The sequence below is a fragment of the Arthrobacter sp. MOO21 genome (genome assembly GCF_057369995.2).
Genome location: NZ_CM170671.2, coordinates 724,860 through 743,497, shown reverse-complemented (window position 1 = coordinate 743,497; position 18,638 = coordinate 724,860). Strand labels below are relative to the sequence as shown.

The 18,638-nt window shown below is 66.9% G+C and carries 14 protein-coding genes; 10 read left to right on the top strand and 4 right to left on the bottom strand.

The genetic code is table 11. The features are described 5' to 3' along the window. Positions 1 to 6 precede the first annotated feature (6 nt). Positions 7 to 747: a GntR family transcriptional regulator gene (locus AC2JAJ_RS03345; protein WP_461858750.1), complete on the bottom strand. Its 741-nt coding sequence runs from the start codon at positions 745 to 747 to the stop codon at positions 7 to 9. Positions 748 to 1,033: 286 nt separating this feature from the next. Here AC2JAJ_RS03345 and AC2JAJ_RS03340 point away from each other — a divergent pair, with 286 nt between their 5' ends. Then, a complete protein-coding gene (locus AC2JAJ_RS03340) occupies positions 1,034 to 2,452 on the top strand; it encodes a sugar porter family MFS transporter (RefSeq protein WP_486414266.1) in 1,419 nt (472 codons plus the stop codon). Positions 2,453 to 2,573: 121 nt separating this feature from the next. Continuing rightward, entirely contained in the window at positions 2,574 to 3,710 is a 1,137-nt protein-coding gene (locus tag AC2JAJ_RS03335) for an LOG family protein (RefSeq protein ID WP_486414267.1), read from the top strand. Here AC2JAJ_RS03335 and AC2JAJ_RS03330 read toward each other — a convergent pair. After that, positions 3,707 to 4,843, bottom strand: a complete 1,137-nt coding sequence (locus AC2JAJ_RS03330; protein ID WP_221387080.1) for a VIT1/CCC1 transporter family protein — start codon at positions 4,841 to 4,843, stop codon at positions 3,707 to 3,709. The genes AC2JAJ_RS03335 and AC2JAJ_RS03330 overlap by 4 nt on opposite strands. 299 nt (positions 4,844 to 5,142) lie before the next feature. Here AC2JAJ_RS03330 and AC2JAJ_RS03325 point away from each other — a divergent pair, with 299 nt between their 5' ends. Next, positions 5,143 to 5,370 carry a hypothetical protein gene (locus tag AC2JAJ_RS03325; RefSeq protein WP_221387079.1) on the top strand — a complete coding sequence of 76 codons (228 nt, stop codon included), beginning with the start codon at positions 5,143 to 5,145 and terminating at the stop codon, positions 5,368 to 5,370. Positions 5,371 to 5,484: 114 nt separating this feature from the next. Here AC2JAJ_RS03325 and AC2JAJ_RS03320 read toward each other — a convergent pair whose 3' ends face one another. After that, on the bottom strand, positions 5,485 to 7,005 hold the full coding sequence (locus AC2JAJ_RS03320; RefSeq protein ID WP_473693776.1) for a sodium:solute symporter family protein: 1,521 nt from the start codon (positions 7,003 to 7,005) through the stop codon (positions 5,485 to 5,487). Between the two features lie 249 nt (positions 7,006 to 7,254). Between AC2JAJ_RS03320 and AC2JAJ_RS03315 the strand changes: the two genes are divergently transcribed. Then, positions 7,255 to 7,830, top strand: a complete 576-nt coding sequence (locus tag AC2JAJ_RS03315) for a helix-turn-helix domain-containing protein (RefSeq protein ID WP_221387077.1) — start codon at positions 7,255 to 7,257, stop codon at positions 7,828 to 7,830. A 123-nt stretch (positions 7,831 to 7,953) separates the two neighbouring features. Here AC2JAJ_RS03315 and AC2JAJ_RS03310 read toward each other — a convergent pair whose 3' ends face one another. Beyond that, complete coding sequence (locus tag AC2JAJ_RS03310) at positions 7,954 to 8,784, bottom strand: DUF559 domain-containing protein (protein WP_486414268.1); 831 nt, start codon at positions 8,782 to 8,784, stop codon at positions 7,954 to 7,956. Between the two features lie 296 nt (positions 8,785 to 9,080). On the opposite strand from AC2JAJ_RS03310, the gene speB reads away from it, so the two are divergent. From speB to AC2JAJ_RS03280, 6 genes are all read left to right on the top strand, one after another. Continuing rightward, on the top strand, positions 9,081 to 10,145 hold the full coding sequence (gene speB / locus AC2JAJ_RS03305) for an agmatinase (RefSeq protein ID WP_221387196.1): 1,065 nt from the start codon (positions 9,081 to 9,083) through the stop codon (positions 10,143 to 10,145). Between the two features lie 4 nt (positions 10,146 to 10,149). Further along, positions 10,150 to 11,838, top strand: a complete 1,689-nt coding sequence (locus tag AC2JAJ_RS03300) for a thiamine pyrophosphate-binding protein (RefSeq protein WP_486414269.1) — start codon at positions 10,150 to 10,152, stop codon at positions 11,836 to 11,838. A gap of 147 nt (positions 11,839 to 11,985) precedes the next feature. Continuing rightward, positions 11,986 to 12,480, top strand: coding sequence for a MarR family winged helix-turn-helix transcriptional regulator (locus AC2JAJ_RS03295; protein ID WP_473693770.1), 495 nt, complete (start codon positions 11,986 to 11,988; stop codon positions 12,478 to 12,480). Then, the gene (locus AC2JAJ_RS03290) at positions 12,473 to 14,674 is read left to right on the top strand and encodes an MDR family MFS transporter (RefSeq protein WP_486414270.1); all 2,202 of its coding nucleotides are present in this window, start codon (positions 12,473 to 12,475) and stop codon (positions 14,672 to 14,674) included. Before AC2JAJ_RS03295 ends, AC2JAJ_RS03290 begins: the two co-directional genes overlap by 8 nt. Positions 14,675 to 14,840: 166 nt before the next feature. Further along, complete coding sequence (locus tag AC2JAJ_RS03285) at positions 14,841 to 16,574, top strand: ABC transporter ATP-binding protein (RefSeq protein WP_486414271.1); 1,734 nt, start codon at positions 14,841 to 14,843, stop codon at positions 16,572 to 16,574. Beyond that, on the top strand, positions 16,571 to 18,631 hold the full coding sequence (locus AC2JAJ_RS03280; RefSeq protein WP_486414272.1) for an ABC transporter ATP-binding protein: 2,061 nt from the start codon (positions 16,571 to 16,573) through the stop codon (positions 18,629 to 18,631). The genes AC2JAJ_RS03285 and AC2JAJ_RS03280 overlap by 4 nt, the downstream gene beginning before the upstream one ends. The last annotated feature ends 7 nt before the right edge of the window (positions 18,632 to 18,638 follow it).

The window sequence follows — 18,638 nt, the reverse complement described above, 5'->3', positions numbered from 1 at the left end:
TTTGCGCTAGCGCTGTACGAGTGTCATTTCAAAGCTGTAGGAGTCGGCGCGGTACACGTGGTGTCCTGTTTCCACGCGCCGGCCGGTGTCGTCCACGGCAGTACGTTCCATGGTGACCAGCGCCGAGCCCGGCGCGGCGTCCAGCATGGAAGCCTGGTAGTCGTTGGCGGTCATGGCGCCAATCCGCTGTGTGGCCAGGCGGAAGTTCACGCCTCCGCGCCGGAGGATCGAGTAGAGGCCTTCGGCGCCAAGAGTGGCTTCATCCATGTCGGCGATGTCATCGCGCACCCAGTTCTCCATGAGTGCCAGTGGCTTTCCGCCCACTTTCCGCAGCCGGGTGAAGTGGTAGACCTTCGACCCGGCGGGCAGCTGCAGCGTGGCCAGGATTGCCTCGTCCGCCTCGACGTGCGAGAAGCTGAGGACATCGGTGGTGGGCTTCTTGCCGTTGTTGGTCAGGTCGTCGTAGAGGCTGGAGAGTTCCAGCGGGCGCCGCACCTGGCTGGAGACCACCTGGGTTCCCACGCCGCGCTTGCGCACCAGGAGCCCGGACCGGACCAGTTCGTCCATGGCCTTGCGCATGGTGGGGCGGGACAGGTTCAGCTGGGCCGCGAGGTCGATTTCGTTGTCCAGCCGGCTGCCCGGTTCCAGCACCCCGCTGTAGATCGCGGCCTCGATGCCCTGGACCACCTGGTGGTACAGGGGCACGGGCGAGGAGCGGTCAATCGTGAGTCCCAGATTGTTCGCCACGGTGCGTTCCCTCATGTTCGGTCTCTGTGGCGCCGCCCGTTCGGGCGGCGACTGCACTTTGCTGTTATATGTTCGCTTGATAGGACATACTTTCCTTCTCGATCGTAGCAGGCGTAGGGGGCGGGTCAAGGGGTGCTGTCCGCCGGGCGCATCTCGGCTGCCGGAATTAAATTGTGCTGACATTAAGACTTTCCCTTGACGGCAGCTATTAGAGCGCTCTAAAGTCAGTGGCACGCATCACATTCCTGACCGGTTTCCGGTCCCCGAGAGAATCTGAGAGGCAACAATGCTGTTGCAGAAACAAACCATCGGCACCACCGGCGCGCGGCGCCGCGGCTACCTCGCCCGGCTCACTGTCATCTCCACCCTGGGCGGCCTGCTCTTTGGTTACGACACCGGCGTGATCTCCGGCGCCCTGCTGTACATGAACGACTCCCTCAACATGACTGCCGTCGAGGAAGCAACCGTGGTGAGCGCCCTGCTGTTCCCCGGTGCCGCCGTCGGCGCCCTGACCGGTGGACGCATGGCGGACAAGCTGGGCCGCCGCGGTTCCCTGCGCGTCTGCGCCCTGCTGTTCCTGCTCGGAGCCATCGGCTGCGCCCTTGCCCCCACCGTGGCCTTCATGATCGCCGCCCGCATCGTGCTGGGCCTGGGCGTCGGCGCCGCCGCCGTCACCTGCCCGCTGTACCTGGCGGAAATGGCACCTGCCAATATGCGCGGCCGGATGGTGACCATCAACGAACTCATGATCGTCACCGGCCAGATGCTAGCCTTCGCGATCAACGCCCTCCTGGATGCCCTCATCCACGACAACGAGGTCTGGCGCACCATGCTGGGTATCGCCTCCGTTCCCGCCGTCGCCCTGCTCGCCGGAATGCTCATGCTTCCCGAATCCCCGCGCTGGTACGCCATCCGCGGCCGCCTCGAGGACAGCCGCCGCGTCCTGAACCTGAGCCGCAGCCCAGAAGAAGCTGCCGCAGAGTTCGAGGAAATCGCCGCCGCGGCCCGGACCGCCAAGGAAGAGCGCGGCCACGCGCTGCAGGACCTGAAGAACAACCCCTGGATGCGCCGCCTGCTCTGGATCGGCATCGGCCTGGCCACCGTCCAGCAGGCCACCGGCATCAACACCGTGAACTACTACGCCCCCACCATCCTGGAGAAGAGCGGGCTCGGCGTCAGCGCCTCGCTCGTTGCCACCATCGGCGTCGGCGTCACCTCCGTCCTCATGACCATCCTGGGCATCTGGCTCCTCGGTTTCGTGGGCCGCCGCCGCATGCTGGTGATTGGCTTCTCCGGAGTGGTGGGTTCCCAGGCCTTGCTGGCGATCGTCTTCCTCCTGCCGCAGTCCGACCTGGCCAGCTACACCATCCTCGCCGCGATGATGCTGTTCGTCGCCTTCGTCCAGTGCTTCATCGGAACCTGCGTCTGGCTCCTGCTCTCGGAAATGTTCCCGCTGGCCATCCGCGGCTTCGCCATGGGCATCGCGGTCTTCGCCCTCTGGACCGTCAATGCCGCCATCTCCTTCCTGTTCCCGATCGTGGTCAACGCCCTGGGCTCCACCGGAACGTTCGGCCTGTTCGTCCTGGTGAACATCGCATCCCTGGTGTTCGTCATCAAGTTTGTCCCCGAAACGAAGGGCCACTCGCTGGAGGACCTTGAGGCGCACTTCCGCGGCGGCGAAGCGCCGGCAAAGATCACCGGCTGACCATCCCCTCCGCAACATGGCGGGGCCGGACACTGACCTCCTACCGGGGGGCGCAGCGTCCGGCCCCGCTTTTGCGGTTGGTGGCCTAGGCTAACTTCATGACCTGCACCGGGAAGCAGCCGTGAATTTCGCCGGCAGCCTGGGCCCGCGCCCGCGCAACCTCGAAGTGCAGGACCTCGCCAGCTTCGACCGCCTGGTGGCTGCGGGCGCCGTCAACCTGCACGGCTGGCACGCCCAGTCACTTGACCTGCGGGGGCGGGCAGCGGCGCTTAAGAAGGTGAACGTCGAGGGCGCGATGTTCCTCGGCTGCACCTTCGATGAGGGCATGGAGGGCAACCTCCGCAGCCGGGGCGCACTGATCTTCCCGAAGCTGGTGGGCGTGCCCTTCGATCCTTACCGCGCCAGCCTCTACTCTCCGGCGGAACTGTACGCCGGGCTCGCAACGTCACCCTACGAGGAACTGCCGGACGCCCGCATCTACCACTGGAGCGTCCAGCCCGGCCAGCGGCACCGGGTGGACTCCACCCTGGCCTCGGCCCTGCACGACCATGCGATCGGCGACGCGCTGGACGAGCTGACCCGGTCCGCGCCCTGGACCCGGGACTCGATCGTGGGCGTTATGGGCGGCCATGCAGCACCGCGCGGCAGCGCAGATTTCGCCCGGGCGGCGCGGCTTGGAAGGCTCCTTGCCCGGGACGGCCATGCCGTCGCCACCGGCGGCGGCCCGGGGGCCATGGAGGCAGCGAACCTGGGTGCCTACCTGAGCCGGGCGTCCGACGGCGAGGTGGAGGCGGCGCTGGGCACGCTCGCCGCCGTCCCGGGGTTCCGTCCCTCGGTGTCCGCGTGGGCGCGTGCGGCCGCGGCCGTCGTCGAACGCCATCCCAGCGGGACGCCGTCGCTGGGGATCCCCACGTGGTTCTATGGGCATGAGCCGCCCAACTACTTCGCCACGCACATCGCCAAATACTTCGCCAACGCCATCCGCGAGGCCATCCTGCTGGAGCTGTGCCACGGTGGCATCGTGTTCCTGCCCGGGGCTGCCGGGACCGTCCAGGAGATCTTCCAGGACGCCTGCGAAAACTACTACGGAGCCCGCGAAAAGGTGGCCCCGATGGTGCTGGTGGGGCGGCGGCACTGGGAAGAGGAGTATCCGGCCTGGCCCATGCTGCGCAGCCTCGCGGCCGGCCGGGCCATGGCGGACTGCATCTTCCTGGTGGACTCGGTGGACGAAGCCGTCGAGGTGCTGCGCCGGGGCTAGCCGACTACCGTGCCGAAGACCAGGCCCAGCACGTACGTGACCGCCGCCGCGCCCAGGCCGATCGCAAGCTGGCGCAGGCCGCGGGTCAGCGGTGACGTGCCGGACAGCAGGCCAACGGTGCCACCGGTTGCCAGCAGCGCGATGCCCACCAGGGCCCCGGCCGCCACCAGGGCGGGAACGCCGGTCAAGCCGAACAGGAACGGCAGGATGGGGACGATGGCGCCGGAGGCGAAGAAGCAGAAGCTGGACAGCGCGGCCCCCCATGCGGTGCCGACCGCCTCATGCTGGTCCCCGTCGTCCGGCAGTTCCGGCTGCAGGGAAAGGCTGGGGTCGCAGTCGCAGGACAGCAGGCCCATGCGCTCGGCCACGCGGTGCTCCGCGGCTTCGCGCGACATCCCCCGGGCCAGGTACACCAGGAGGAGTTCGTTGTGTTCAAGGTCCAGGTTGGGCGCGGCCGCCAGGGTGACCTGGGTGGGGCGGGTGGCCGCCAGCAGTTCGCGCTGGGACCGGACGGAGATAAACTCGCCGGCGCCCATGGACATGGCACCGGCCAGGAGGCCGGCGATCCCGCTGAGCAGCACCACGCTGCTGGCCACACCCGAGGCCGCCATGCCCATCACCAGGGAAAGGTTGCTGACCAGGCCGTCGTTGGCGCCAAAGACCGCCGCCCGGAATGTGCCAGCCAAACGGCTGCGCCCGCGGGTCGCTAGGCCGCGGACCACCTCCTCATGGATCTGCTCATCGGCAGCCATGGCGTCGGTTGCGTTGGGGTCCTTGGCGTAAGGGGACCGGCCTTCCGCCCGCTGCGCGAGTGCCAGCACGAAAACGGAGCCGAAATGCCTCGCCAGGAACCCCAGGAACCGGCTCCTGCCCGACGCCTTCTTCGGTTTGCCCGCGTGCTCCCCGAGCAGTGCCAGCCAGTGTGCCTCGTGCCGGCCCTCCGCCTCGGCCAGGGCCAGCAGGATGTCGCGCTCCTCGCCCTCGCGGTTTTGGGCAAGGTCACGGTAGACCGCCGCCTCGGCGCGCTCATCGGCCAGGTACTGCCGCCACCGCTTGATGTTCGCCGGCGAGGGCTGGGTCCGGGTTGCCTCCTCGGGCGCGCTGTGGGACTCGGGCTGGGCGTGCTGCGACACTGGTACTCCTGGACTGGAAAGGGCATGTTTTCGGCGCCTTTGCCCTGCCAGCCTACTGCGGATTTCCGCGCTTTTTCGGCTGGCGAACCTCGCTCCGGGGTTTCGGTAAGCCTCATTTCCTGACGCCGGCATGTCCACTTTTGCAGGCCCCCGCGGGCGCCTTTCCGCCCCTCCCGGGGGTGGCCGAATGGCTCGGCGCGGCTATTGACCCGCCCGCCTGCCCGGTGCTGTGATGAAGGTGTGGCGCTGCCCGCGCCTACCTGTAAGAGCACGTCAGGCGAACAGACGGAGGTTCAATCATGAGCACCACCGGACAACACCCGGACATGCCGCACCTGGATGCCGTAGAGGCGGATCCCGCCTACGACTACGCCGAGGATGCACCGGTAGACGATGCCGACTGGGACGCCGAGGACGAGTTCCTCGACGAGGAGGAGCCGGTGGTCCAGGCGCCGCCGGTGGTCATCGATGCCGAGGACCGCGAGGTTCCACTCGACGATGATGAGCCCCGCGACACAGGGGAGTAGGACTTACGACGACGGCGCCTCCTTTCGCTGAACTGCGAAAGGAGGCGCCGCCGTCGTTTTAACGCCCGCCCGTTCCAGGGACCCCGCCGCGGTCCGCGCCCGGGGCAGCTGCCGCTAGTTGGCGGCGAGCACTTCCTCAGGGGTTTCGGGGGCGTCCTGGCCCGAGACGCGGCGCTGCCAGGCGTGCATCACCCGGGAATCGGTGGGCGGGGTGAGCAGCGAGACCGCCACATACACCACCGCAGAGGCCACCAACCCGTAGTAGATGGGCTCGTTGGCGTAGACGCCGTCCAGCGGGGCTTCGGCGTTGATCTCCAGGATGATCATGGTTCCCAAGGTCACCACCGAGCCGACAGCCATGGACGCGGCGGCGCCCAGCCCGGTGCCGCGCTTCCAGGCCAGGCCGCCGAGGATGGCCACCAGGAGCCCGCCCACCAGGATGTCGTAGGCGATGGTCAGGGCCGCGACGACGTCCTTGGTGATGATGGCGATGACGATGGCCACGATGCCGAGGGCCAGGACCCAGATGCGGTTGGCTTTCACATCATGCTCCGGGTTCTCCGTGTCGCCGGTGTTGACGGTTTTGCCGAACCAGCCGGCCACGAACGGCAGGACGTCGGCGCGGGCCACGGTGGCGGCGGCGATGAGGGCGCCGGACGCGGTGGACATCATGGCTGCGACGGCGGCGGCCAGGACCAGGCCGCCGATGCCGACGGGCAGGATGTTCTGGGCGACCTCGGCGTAGACGTCATCCTTCGCCGCTATCCTGACGTTGGACAGGGCAACGTTGGCGGCCATGCCGATGAGCGCGCCGGCGACGCCGTAGAGGATGCAGTAGATGCCTGCCGTGGCGCCGCCCCACCGTGCCACTTTGGGAGTCTTGGCGGTGAACACGCGCTGCCAGATGTCCTGGCCGATCAGCAGGCCCAGGGTGTAGACCACGAAGTAGGTGATGATGGTCTGCACGCCGATGCCATCGATCTGGAAGAAGCTGGCATCCACGCGGCTGCGGATGCCGTCGAGGCCGCCGGCGGCGTTCAGGGTGAAGGGAAGCATCAGGAAGAAGATGCCCACCGTCTTGATGACGAACTGGACCTGGTCGGCCAGCGTGATGGACCACATGCCGCCGATGGTGGAGTACACCAGCACGATCGCGCCGCCGATGGCGATGGCCAGCGCGCGGTCCAGGCCGAAGAGGACAACGAAGATGGTGGCATAGGCGCCGGTGGAGGTGGCGCAAAGCATCAGGGTGTAGGCGAGCATGACGATGCCCGACGCTTCCGTGGCCCGGCTTCCGTAGCGGAGGGTGAGCATCTGGGACACGGTGTAGATCTTCAGCTTCTGGATGGTCCCGGCGAAGAGCAGGCTCAGGAGCAGGACGCCGGCGCCGATGGCCACCACAAGCCACATGCCTGAGATGCCGAACTTGTAGCCAAGCCCCACACCGCCCACGGTGGAGGCTCCGCCCAGGACGACGGCGGCCATGGTGCCGGTGTAGAGGAAGGGGCCCAGGCGGCGGCCGGCCACCAGGAAGTCGCTGTTGTTCCGGGTGCGGGACTTGCCCCACCAGCCGAAGGCCAGCATGGCGAGGAGGTACACCACCACGATGGCGATGTTGATGGCACTTGCATCCATAAGTTGGCTCCTTGGAGCTGTTGGGCACCGGGGTGCGTTCCGGGGGCGCGTCCTGAATCCGTCGCTCTTGACGGGAGGAAGGAGTCCTGATTTGCCTTATAGGCAACAGGAGTTTCCAAAGACTAGGGTGTGACGCCAGTAACAGTCAAGGACCTGGTGGCTCCCGTGGCATGCGCGCGTCACAATCCGGCCGCCGATTAGGATGGCTCGAGAGCGCAGCCGGGCTGCCGGCCCATGAAAGGTTCGTAGATGAAGGCACTGCCAGTTGAGCCGAGCAATGTTCCCGTAGCCATTGGCTCCAGGATCCGGGCCGCCCGGCAGTCGCAACGGCTCACCATTGAACAGGTTGCCGATGCCACCGGGCTGACCAAAGGATTCCTCAGCCGGGTGGAGCGGGACCTGACCTCGCCGTCCGTGGCGTCCCTGGTGACCCTGTGCCAGGTCCTGTCCATCTCCATTGGCGATCTCTTCGCCGCGCCTGAAACCCACCTCACCCGGCGGAACGACGGCCCCCGCATCTCCCTCGGTGGCGAGGGGATCGTGGAGCGGTTGCTCACCGCCCGCTCGGAGCGCCGGGTCCAGATCATCCAGGCTGTCATCGAACCGCACGGCCGCGGCGAGTCGGAGCTTTATGCCGTGGACTGCGACGTGGATGTGCTGCATGTGGTCAAGGGATCCATCAAGCTGATCCTCACCAACGAGGAATACGACCTCGGCGCGGGGGACACGGTGACCTTCCCCGGCCGCGAGCCGCACACCTGGGTCAACCCAACCGACAAGCCCGTCGAGGTGCTGTGGGTCCTGGTGCCCGCCGCCAGCCGTTGACCCTTCTGGCGTGCATTCCAGCCCAGTTACCTTTGGTCGTCCCCATCGGGGAGCCGCCCGCCTTCCCGGGATTCCGCAGGACGCAGTGCATTCGCGTGGGAGTAACTGGGCTGGACTGCACAATCACTGGCCCGGTTTGCGTTGCCCTGCCGCCAGGACAGTCCTGATTTCCGATATCACCTGGCCGGAATTGAACCAGATGTGCTCCGGCATGTAGCGCAGGACTGCGTAGCCGCTGACGGCGGAGGCATTGTTGCGCTCCCGGTCGCGGAGCATGTCCCCGCGCTTGGAGTGGAATGCGAAGCCGTCAACCTCCACAATCAAGAAGCCGCCCAGCAGGAAGTCCACCCGGCCGATCCCAGGCAGGAAGACCTGCGACGCGTACTCGATCCCGTGTTTCCGGAACAGGTGCTGAAGGTCGACCTCAACGATGGATTCCGCACGAATGTCGAGTTCCCATAAGACGCGTCTGGCGGTCCCGGACCGGTCAGCCAGGAGCTGGGATGCGAGCAGTTCCCGCGGCACGCCGTGCAATCTGATGGCCGAGGTCGCCATTGCGGTGGAGGCCGGGGCCGGTAGGCATCCCAAAGCGTGAAGTGCCACATCCTCGACTGCGGCCACTGGCAAATGCGGATGCCCTTGGAATCGGATGGTGCGGTGCCGGACGAAACCGCTGCCGTGGCCGTGATTGCAGGCGAGGTGAAGCCGGGCGGGAGGTTTGCGCAGCCAGAGTCCGTAATGGGCAGCAGCGCTGGCACAACTCAGCCTCCCGTTGTTCAAGACTGCCCCGAGGATTCCTTCGTCGCACTCGGGCAGGACGAAGACCCCGCGCCTGGGTTGGGAGGCGCCGTACTCCTGGAGGCGCAGGAGCTCCCGGCGGGGGAACCCGGCGTTGAGGAGTTGCGCGGAGCGGGCCACGCCACCGGCCTGTTTCAGGTAATCAATGATGTCCATCACGCCATTGGAGGCCGCGCGGGGGACACCAGGAACGATGCACGGGCCCTATGTGGACAACTCCTTGAGGGGCTTCGTGCGTTCCCTCCCAGTTGCTTTTCCGTGCCGCCGGGTCGCGACGGCAGCAATGCCGGAAAATCGCGGCGCGGGAAAGCTGAGTCGGCGCGGCCCAGGGAGTAACTGGGCAGGAACGCAGCAAGCTGAAGGCGGCAGGTAAACAGTTGATTCTCATTAGAAAACCCGGGTGTATGATGGCAGTCACAACCGTTCCCAACTCCTCGAAGGAGGCGCCTCCATTGGAAGAGCTGCGCATCGAAGCCAACGGCAACCTTGGCCCCATCGATTCATCCCGGATTCCCCGCTATGCCGGAGCCGCCACGTATGCACGTCTTCCGCGCCTTGACCAGGTGGACAAGGCGGACGTCACGGTGGTCGGCGTCCCCTTCGATTCCGGCGTTTCCTACCGGCCAGGTGCCCGTTTCGGCGCCAACCACGTCCGCGAGGCGAGCCGGCTGCTGCGCCCCTACAACCCGGCCTGGGACGTGAGCCCCTTTGAAAACATCCAGGTGGCCGACGCCGGGGACATGGCGGTCAACCCCTTCAACATCAACGAAGCCATCGAGACCATCCAGCAGAACGCCCTGGACCTCACGGCTGCCGGGAGCAAGCTGCTGACCCTGGGCGGGGACCACACCATCGCGCTTCCCCTGCTGCGCGCCGCGGCCGAACGCGCAGGCGGACCCATCGCCATGCTCCACTTCGACGCCCACCTCGACACCTGGGACACCTACTTCGGTGCCGAGTACACGCACGGCACCCCCTTCCGCCGCGCCGTCGAGGAGGGCATCCTGGACACCGAGGCCATCAGCCACATCGGTACCCGCGGCCCGCTGTATGGCAAGAAGGATCTCGACGACGACCACCGCTTTGGGTTCGGCATCGTCACCTCCGCGGACGTCTACTACCAGGGCGTCCTTGAGACGGTGGCCAAGGTCCGGGACCGCATCGGCAACCGGCCCCTGTACATCTCCGTGGACATCGACGTCCTGGATCCGGCCCACGCGCCGGGCACCGGCACCCCTGAAGCAGGCGGCATCACCAGCCGCGAACTCCTCGAGATTATCCGGGGGTTCCGCGGCATGAACCTGGTGGGCGCCGACGTCGTGGAAGTATCCCCGGCCTACGACCACGCCGAAATCACCGGCGTTGCCGCCAGCCACGTCGCCTACGAACTGGTCACCCTGATGGCGGACAATGCAACGCCCGGCAGCCGGTTCGGTGCCGATACGGGGTACCAGGCACAGGCCCTGGGCCATGAGGTCCGCCAGCCGGCAGGCTTCGCGGCCGCCACCAAGGAGTAGCGCCGTGGCTGACCACGGCCCGGGTACCCCGGCCCCCAAGGAAGCGGGCGTCCGCAATGGCGGGGACCTCGTCGTCGAAACCTTGGAAGCGCTCGGCGCGAAAACCGTCTTTGGCATCCCGGGCCAGCACGCCCTGGGACTTTTCGATGCGATGGGCCGGGGCAAGCTGCACTTTGTCTCGTCCCGGGTGGAGAACAACAGCGCCTTCGCTGCTGACGGCTACTCCCGCGCCACGGGCGAGGTTGGCGTTCTGTTCCTGTCCACCGGCCCCGGCGCGCTGACGTCGCTGGCCGGGCTGCAGGAGGCCTACGCCACGGGCGTGCCGATGGTGGTGGTGGCGAGCCAGATCCCGCTGGAAGGCCTGGGGGCCCGGCGCAAGGGCATGCTGCACCAACTGGATGACCAGAAGGCTTCGGCGGCGAACGTGACCAAGAGCCAGCGGCTGATCCAGCACGCGTCCGGCATTCCCTCGGCCATCCAGGACGCCTGGACGGAGGCGATCTCCTCGCCGCAGGGCCCAGTGTGGCTGGAGATCCCGCAGAATGTCCTGCTGGACCCGATTATGGTTCCGCCTGTGGAGGACGCCCTGGCGGAGGCGGCAGACAATCCGCCGCGGGTGGAACTGGTCCGAGAAGCCGTTAAATGGCTGGAGTCGGCGGAGCGTCCGGCGATCATTGCCGGCGGCGGCACCCGCCGCGGACGCGCCGAAAAGTCGCTGCTCTCGATTGCGGAGAAACTGCAGGCGCCGGTGATCTGCACCCCGGGCGGCAACGGCGCCTTCCCCTGGAACCACGAGCTGTCGCTGCAGTCGTGGATCGAGGACCGGTACATGACCGACGTCCTCGAAGATGCCGATGTGCTGGTGGTGGTGGGTTCATCCCTGGGCGAGGTCACCTCCAACTACTTCACCTTCGAACCGCGGGGCAGGATCATCCAGATCGACGCCGAGCCGCGGGTCCTGGAATCCAACCGTCCGGGCCTGGGGATCCGCGCCGACGCCGGCCAGGCGCTCGCGGCCCTTGATGAGGCCCTGCCGGTGCGGAGCGCGAGCCCGAACTGGCATGGATCCACGCCGCAGCAGCTGGTGAAGGAATCCCTGGCGAAGGTCCGGGCCAGGCTCGAGTCGCAGGACCTGGGCAAGGAACTGAAGTTCATGGCGGATATCCGTGAGGCCGTCCCCGCGGGCATGCAGACGTTCTGGGACATGACCATCGCCGCCTACTGGGGCTGGTCCTGCTGGGATGCGCGTGAGGGTCAGTTCCACTCGGCCCAGGGCGCCGGCGGCCTGGGCTTCGCCTTTCCCGGGGCCATCGGCGCGGCCGTGGGGCTGGAAACGCTGGGAAAACCCGCCCGGGTGCTGGCGGTCTCCGGTGACGGCTCGTCCATGTACTCCATCGCCGAACTGGCCACGGCGAAACAGCACAACGTGCCGGTCACCTGGCTGATCGTCGACGACGGCGGCTACGGCATCCTGCGCGAATACATGGTGGGTGCCTTTGGCAAGGCCACGGCCACGGAGCTCGCCCGGCCGGACTTCGTCAAGCTCGCCGAATCCTTCGGCGTCCCGGCCACGAGGGTGGCCCCCGGGGACGTGGGGGACGCGCTCAAGGCGGGGTTCGCCGCCGAAGGGCCAAGCGTCGTCGTGGTGGAAACCCTCCTAAGGATGTTCGAACCCACCCACCTGGGCGACTAAGCACCCTGCTGCGGCAGTACTCCCTCACCTCCCGTCGGAAGTGGGGGACTTCGCCGTTTAACCGGCAGCCTCCCAGTAACTTCGTTTCCCTAAGCAACCTTTTCCCTGATACAGTTGCTTTCAGCAACTAATTCTTTAGGGAGGGCCATGTCTGTCGCACCGGCCACCGCAGCCGACCTCGTCAGCCACATCTATGACCTCCAGCGCGCGCTGCGCTGCGTCACCATGATCAACGTCAAGGGCCAGGACACCGGCATCGCCCTCCAGGGCGTGCTCAGGTTCATTGGCGAGGGGGAGACCCGGGCCGCGCACCTGGCCGAGCGCCTGGGGGTCAGTCCGCCGGTGCTTAGCCGGCACGTGGCCGAGCTCGCGGACGCGGGCCTGGTGGTCCGCAGGCCGGACCCAGATGACGGCAGGGCGCAGCTCCTGGCCCTGTCACCACGGGGCAAGGCGAAGCTCGCGGAACTGGTGCGCCACCGGGCGGAGACGCTGCAGGCGTACCTCTCCGACTGGAACGAGGACGACGCCGCCGCAACGGCGGCCATGCTGAGCAAACTCACCTCATCCCTGAAGAATTCCATCCGGGCAAGGGCGGCCGGAACCACCAACGAAGACCAACCGCAGGAGTCCATTAATGGCTAACGTCACCGCCGCCGCGGAACACGGACAGGAGCGACGGCACGAACGCGCCGCGCACCAGGAGTCGCGGCAGTCCAAGCGCCACGAACCCGGCGCCCCGATGAACCACCGGCAGATCATGGAGGCCCTGACCGGCCTGCTCGCCGCCTTCTTCACCGCGATCCTGAGCAGCACCATCGTTGCCAACGCGCTGCCCACCATCATGTCCGAGCTCAAGGGCACCCAGACGGACTTCGCCTGGGTCATCACCGCTGCGCTTCTGGCCAACGCGGCCACCACCCCCATCTGGGGCAAGCTCGCCGACCTCTTCGACAAGAAGTTCCTGGTCCAGCTCAGCATCGTGATCTTCGTTGCCGGCTCCGTCATGGCCGGCTTCTCCGAAAACATCCCGTTCCTGCTCACCGCCCGCGTGATCCAGGGCATCGCCATGGGTGGCCTCACGGCGCTGGCGCAGGCCATCATCGGGTCCATCATCCCGCCGCGTGAACGCGGCAAGTACTCCGGCTATATGGGGGCCGTGATGGCGGTCGGCACCGCCGGCGGCCCGCTGCTGGGCGGCTTCATCGTGGACAGCTCGCTCGGCTGGCGCTGGACCTTCTTTGTCTGCGTCCCGCTCGCCGTCGTCGCCCTGATCCTGCTCCAGGTCACGCTGAAGGTCCCGCACGTCAAGCGGCCCGCCAAGATCGACTGGCTCGGTGCGATCCTGCTTACCTCCGGGGTCAGCCTGCTCCTGGTCTGGGTTTCCTTCGCCGGCAAGGCCGACTACTACGACTGGTGGTCCTGGCAGACCGCAGCGATGGTGGGCGGCGGCGTCCTCCTGCTCGCACTGCTGGTGCTGGTTGAATCCAAGGTGTCCCAGCCGATCATCCCGCTGAAGATCATCTCCGAACGCACCACCGCCCTGGCCATCGTCGCTTCCGTGGCCGTCGGCGTGGCCATGTTCGGCTCCTCCACGTTCCTGGGCCAGTACTACCAGGTGGCCCGCGGCGCCACGCCCACCGAGGCCGGCCTGCTGACCCTGCCCATGATCGCCGGCAACCTGGTCGGTTCGGTCGCCTCCGGCCAGCTGATCAGCCGCTACGGCAAGTGGAAGCGCTTCCTGATCGGCGGCACCATCCTGCTGATCGGCGGCCTGGCGCTCGCCGGAACCATGGACCACACCACCGAGCTGTGGCTGACCGGCCTCTACACCGGCATCTTCGGCATCGGCCTGGGCATGCTGATGCAGAACCTGGTCCTCGCCGTCCAGAACACCGTCCAGGCCAAGGACATCGGCTCCGCCAGCGCCTCCGTTGCGTTCTTCCGCTCGGTGGGCGGTGCCATCGGCGTGTCCGTCCTGGGGGCCGTCATGGCCAACCATGTCAAGGACCTGGCCACGGACGGCCTCGCGAAGCTTGGCCTCCAGGCCGGCGGCAACAGCGGTGCCACCATGGACCTGAAGGACCTGCCCGCACCGATCGCCGACGTCATGCGCGCTGCCTACGGTGACGCTACCGCCGGGATCTTCATGATCTCCGCCGCTGTCAGCGTCGTGGCCCTGCTCGCCGTGATCTTCATCAAGGAAGTGCCGCTGCGCAAGACCGTCGACATTACCCCCGAGGCCTCGCTGCAGGCCAACGCCGCAGGCGAGGCCGGCATGACCGCCATGACCGGGCAGCTGCCGGCGGTCTCCGCAGCACGTGCCACCTCCCTTGCCGGCACGCCGGTAAAGATGTACGACGGCGGCGCTGCCGCTGCTGCCGCCGCATCCGGCCGGGTTGCCACGGACGACCTCGAGGAGGCTTTCGCACGCAGCTTCCATTCCGAGGGGCTGGACCTCCGGTCCGCCGGCAGTGTGGACAAGGCCGCAGACGCGGTGGCCAGCGCCGCCGCCACGCTGCAGAAACTGCAGGACACCCAGCAACTGCTGGCCCGCCAGCAGGCGGACCTGGGTGGCCTGGTCCTGGACATCCAGGAACAGTTGCGGTCGCAGCAGGACGTCGCCGCGCAGCAGGCGGCCACGGCGGCGGAGCTCAGGAGGCTGCAGCGCAAGCTCCTGAAGGAACGCAAGATCCAGGCGGCCGCCGCCCTTTACATCGCAGGCCACGGCAAGCACAGCGCCGCTGCCCAGCCGGCGACGGTCGAGTCCGCGACGGCCCAACCAGCGACGGCCCAGCCCGGGACGGCCCAGCCCGGCCCCGACGGCCACGGAGCCTAGGCTCCGCCGCCAAGAGGGCGTCCATGCCCCCACCCCGCCGCAGCACCCGTCCCGCCACCCGGGCCGGGTGCTGCGGCTTTTCCGCCTCGAGGGTGACGCGCCGGTGCCGAGGAGAGGGGCTTTTTTGGGGGATCCATTGTCGGTGGGCATCACTAGAGTGGAGCTCATGCTCCTCACCCTCATACGGCGGTACTCCAGACCGTATCTGCCGTACATCCTGGCTGTCGTCGTTTTCCAGCTCGCGTCCACCATCGCGGCCCTGTACCTTCCCAGCCTGAACGCCCGGATCATCGACGAAGGGGTCTCCCGCGGCGACACGGACTTCATCTGGCGCACCGGCGGTCTGATGCTGCTGGTGGCCTTCGCGCAGCTTGCCGCAGCCATCGCGGGTGTCTACTTCGGATCCAGGACCGCCATGGCGGTGGGGCGGGACCTCCGGCGTGCCGTGTTCGGGAAGGTCACCAGCTTTTCGGCCAGGGACGTCAACGCCTTCGGTGCCCCCACGCTGATCACCCGCGGCACCAACGATGTCCAGCAGGTACAGATGCTCCTGCTGATGGGGCTCAACTTTATGGTGGCCACACCCATCATGTGCGTCGGCGGCATCATCATGGCACTGCGCGAGGACATCAGTTTGTCCTGGCTGGTGTGGGTTTCCGTGCCGCTGCTGGTGGTGGTTGTGGGCTACCTGGTGGTCCGGCTGATGCCGCTGTTCCGCTCCATGCAGAAGAAGATCGACCGGATCAACGCCGTGCTGCGCGAACAGATCATCGGTATCCGGGTGGTCCGTGCCTTCGTGCGGGAACCGTACGAAACCCGCCGTTTCGGCGAAGCAAACGGCGAACTTACGGATGTCTCCCTCCGGATCGGCGCCCTGTTCGTCCTCATGTTCCCGGCCATCAGCATGATCCTGCACCTGTCCACCGCCGCGGTTCTGTGGTTCGGCGGCCAGCGGGTGGACGCCGGCGCCATGCAGGTGGGGTCGCTGACTGCGTTCCTGCAGTACCTGCTGCAGATCCTGATGGCCGTCATGATGGGCACCTTCATGACCATGATGATCCCGCGCGCCTCAGTCTGCGCCGACCGCATCGGCGAAGTGCTCGCCGTGGAGCCCTCCATCCACGACCCCCAGCATCCCGAGGCTCCGGCCGCGCTTGCCGGCGTGGTGGAGTACCGCAACGTCACCTTCGCCTACCCGGGCGCCGAATCCCCGGTGCTCAGCAACATCAGCTTCACTGCCCGTCCCGGCCAAACCATCGCCATCATTGGATCCACCGGCGCTGGCAAGACCTCCCTGTTGTCCCTGCTGCCGCGGCTGTACGACCCAGCGGAGGGGCAGGTCCTTCTGGACGGTGTTCCTGTGGACCGGCTGGACCGTGCCGGGATTACCAAACGGGTTGCCTTGGTGCCGCAGCGCCCCTACCTGTTCTCCGGCACCATCGCGCACAACCTCCGCTTCGGCAAGACCGAGGCGACGGACCAGGAACTGTGGGACGCCCTGCACATCGCCCAGGGCGCATCGTTCGTCCGCGAGAAGAAGAACGGCCTGGACTCCAGGATCGCCCAGGGCGGGACCAACGTTTCCGGCGGCCAGCGGCAGCGCCTTTGCATCGCCCGTGCGCTGGTCACCAAACCCCGGGTCTACCTCTTCGACGACTCCTTCTCCGCCCTGGATGTCGCCACGGACGCCCGGCTGCGCGCCGCCCTCAAGCGAAGCACCGCCGACGCCACCGTCATCATCGTGGCCCAGCGGATTTCCACCATCACCGACGCCGACCAGATCCTGGTGCTGGACAACGGCAGGATTGTGGACCGCGGCACGCACGAGGAACTGCTGGAAACCTCGCCCACGTACCAGGAGATTGTCGAGTCCCAGCTGAGCGTGGAGGAAGTGGCATGAGCCCCCGAAGGAAGGACTCCGCCCCCAATTCCGGGGCAGCTCCGGCCAACCCGGCCCAGGGCGGAACCGTACTGGACGACGACTTCGTCGAGGAGGAGTTCCAGCCCACTGAAGCCGACGGCGGCGCGTTCGGTGCCATGCCCGCAAAGAAGGCGGAGCACTTCTGGCCCTCCGCGAAGCGGCTGATGGGGCTCCTGAACCCAGAGGTGCTGGGCATCTCCCTGGTGGTCGAGCTGGTGATCGTCTCCGTGGTGCTGAACGTCATCGCGCCCAAAATCCTGGGCCAGGCCATGGACGTCATTTTCGCCGGAGTCGTGGGCAAACAACTGCCCGCCGGCGCCAGCAAGGAGCAGTTCGTCGCGGGCCTGCGCCAGCAGGGCCAGGACAACCTCGCGGACATGCTGTCGCGGATGGAGGTGGTGCCCGGCGCCGGCATCAACTTCGACAAGCTCACCATGCTCATCGCCGTGGTCCTGCTCATGTACTTTGTAGCCAACATCTTCATGTGGCTGCAGGGGTACGTGCTGAACCGCATCGTCATGAAGGTCATCAGGCGGCTGCGCGACGAAACGGAAAGCAAGCTGAACCGGCTCCCGCTGAACTACTTCGACACCCGCCAGCGCGGTGACGTCCTGTCGCGGGTCACGAACGACGTCGACAACATCCAGCAGGCGCTCCAACAAGCCTTCGCGCAGCTGGTCAACTCCGTGCTGACCGTGGCGGGCATCGTGATCATGATGTTCATCGTCTCCTGGCAGCTGGCCTTGATCGCCCTGGTCGCGCTTCCGCTGTCCGGGGTGGCCGCAGCGCTCATCGGGGTGCGGAGCCAGAAGCTCTTCGCCGCGCAGTGGAAGAACACCGGCGCCCTGAACGGCCAGATCGAGGAGTCCTTCTCCGGGCACGACCTGGTCCGCGTCTTCGGCCGCGACGCGGACATGCTGGCCCGGTTCGAAGAACGCAACGAGGCCCTCTACAAGGCAAGCTTCGGCGCGCAGTTCGTCTCGGGCATCATCTTCCCCGTCATGCAGTTCGTGTCCTACCTCAGCTACGTGGGCATTGCGGTGGTCGGCGGCCTCCGGGTGGCATCGGGTGCCATGTCCCTTGGCGACGCCACGGCGTTCATCCAGTACTCCCGCGAGTTCACCCAGCCGCTGGGGCAGATGGCGGGCATGGCCAACATGCTGCAGTCCGGGGTGGCGTCCTCCGAGCGCGTCTTCGAATTCCTCGACGCCGACGAGCAGGACCACGAAACGGCCACCGAGCACCTCCCGGCCAAGACAGACGGGCACGTCGACTTCAACAACGTCACCTTCAGCTACACGGCGGACAAGCCGCTGATCGAGAACCTGTCCTTCACTGCCGAACCCGGGAACACCGTGGCGATCGTGGGGCCGACGGGTGCCGGAAAGACCACCCTGGTGAACCTGGTCATGCGCTTCTATGAGCTGAATTCGGGGTCCATCAGGCTGGACGGCGTCGACATCACCCACCTGAGCCGTTCGGAACTGCGGTCCAAGGTGGGCATGGTGCTGCAGGATGCGTGGCTCTTTGGCGGATCCATCTACGACAACATCCAGTACGGCAACCTGGACGCCACCCGGGAGCAGGTCATGGCGGCCGCGAAGGCCACGTTCGTGGACCGCTTCGTCCGGGCACTGCCCGAAGGCTATGACACGGTGATCGACGAAGAAGGAAACAACGTCAGCGCCGGCGAGAAGCAGCTGATCACCATCGCCCGGGCCTTCGTGGCGAATCCTTCGCTGCTGATCCTCGACGAGGCCACCAGCTCCGTTGACACCCGCACCGAACTGCTGGTGCAGAAGGCCATGGCAGCCCTGCGCACGGACCGGACGAGCTTTGTGATCGCCCACCGGCTCTCCACCATCCGCGATGCCGATACGATCCTGGTTATGGAGAACGGACGGATCGTTGAACAGGGCAGCCACCAGGTGCTGCTCGCTGCCGGGGGCGCCTACCACCGCCTCTACATGTCGCAGTTTGCCGGGGCGGACGCCGGCGAAACTGTGGTGGATGATTCGACGGCGGTTCGCAGTTGAGTGCGCA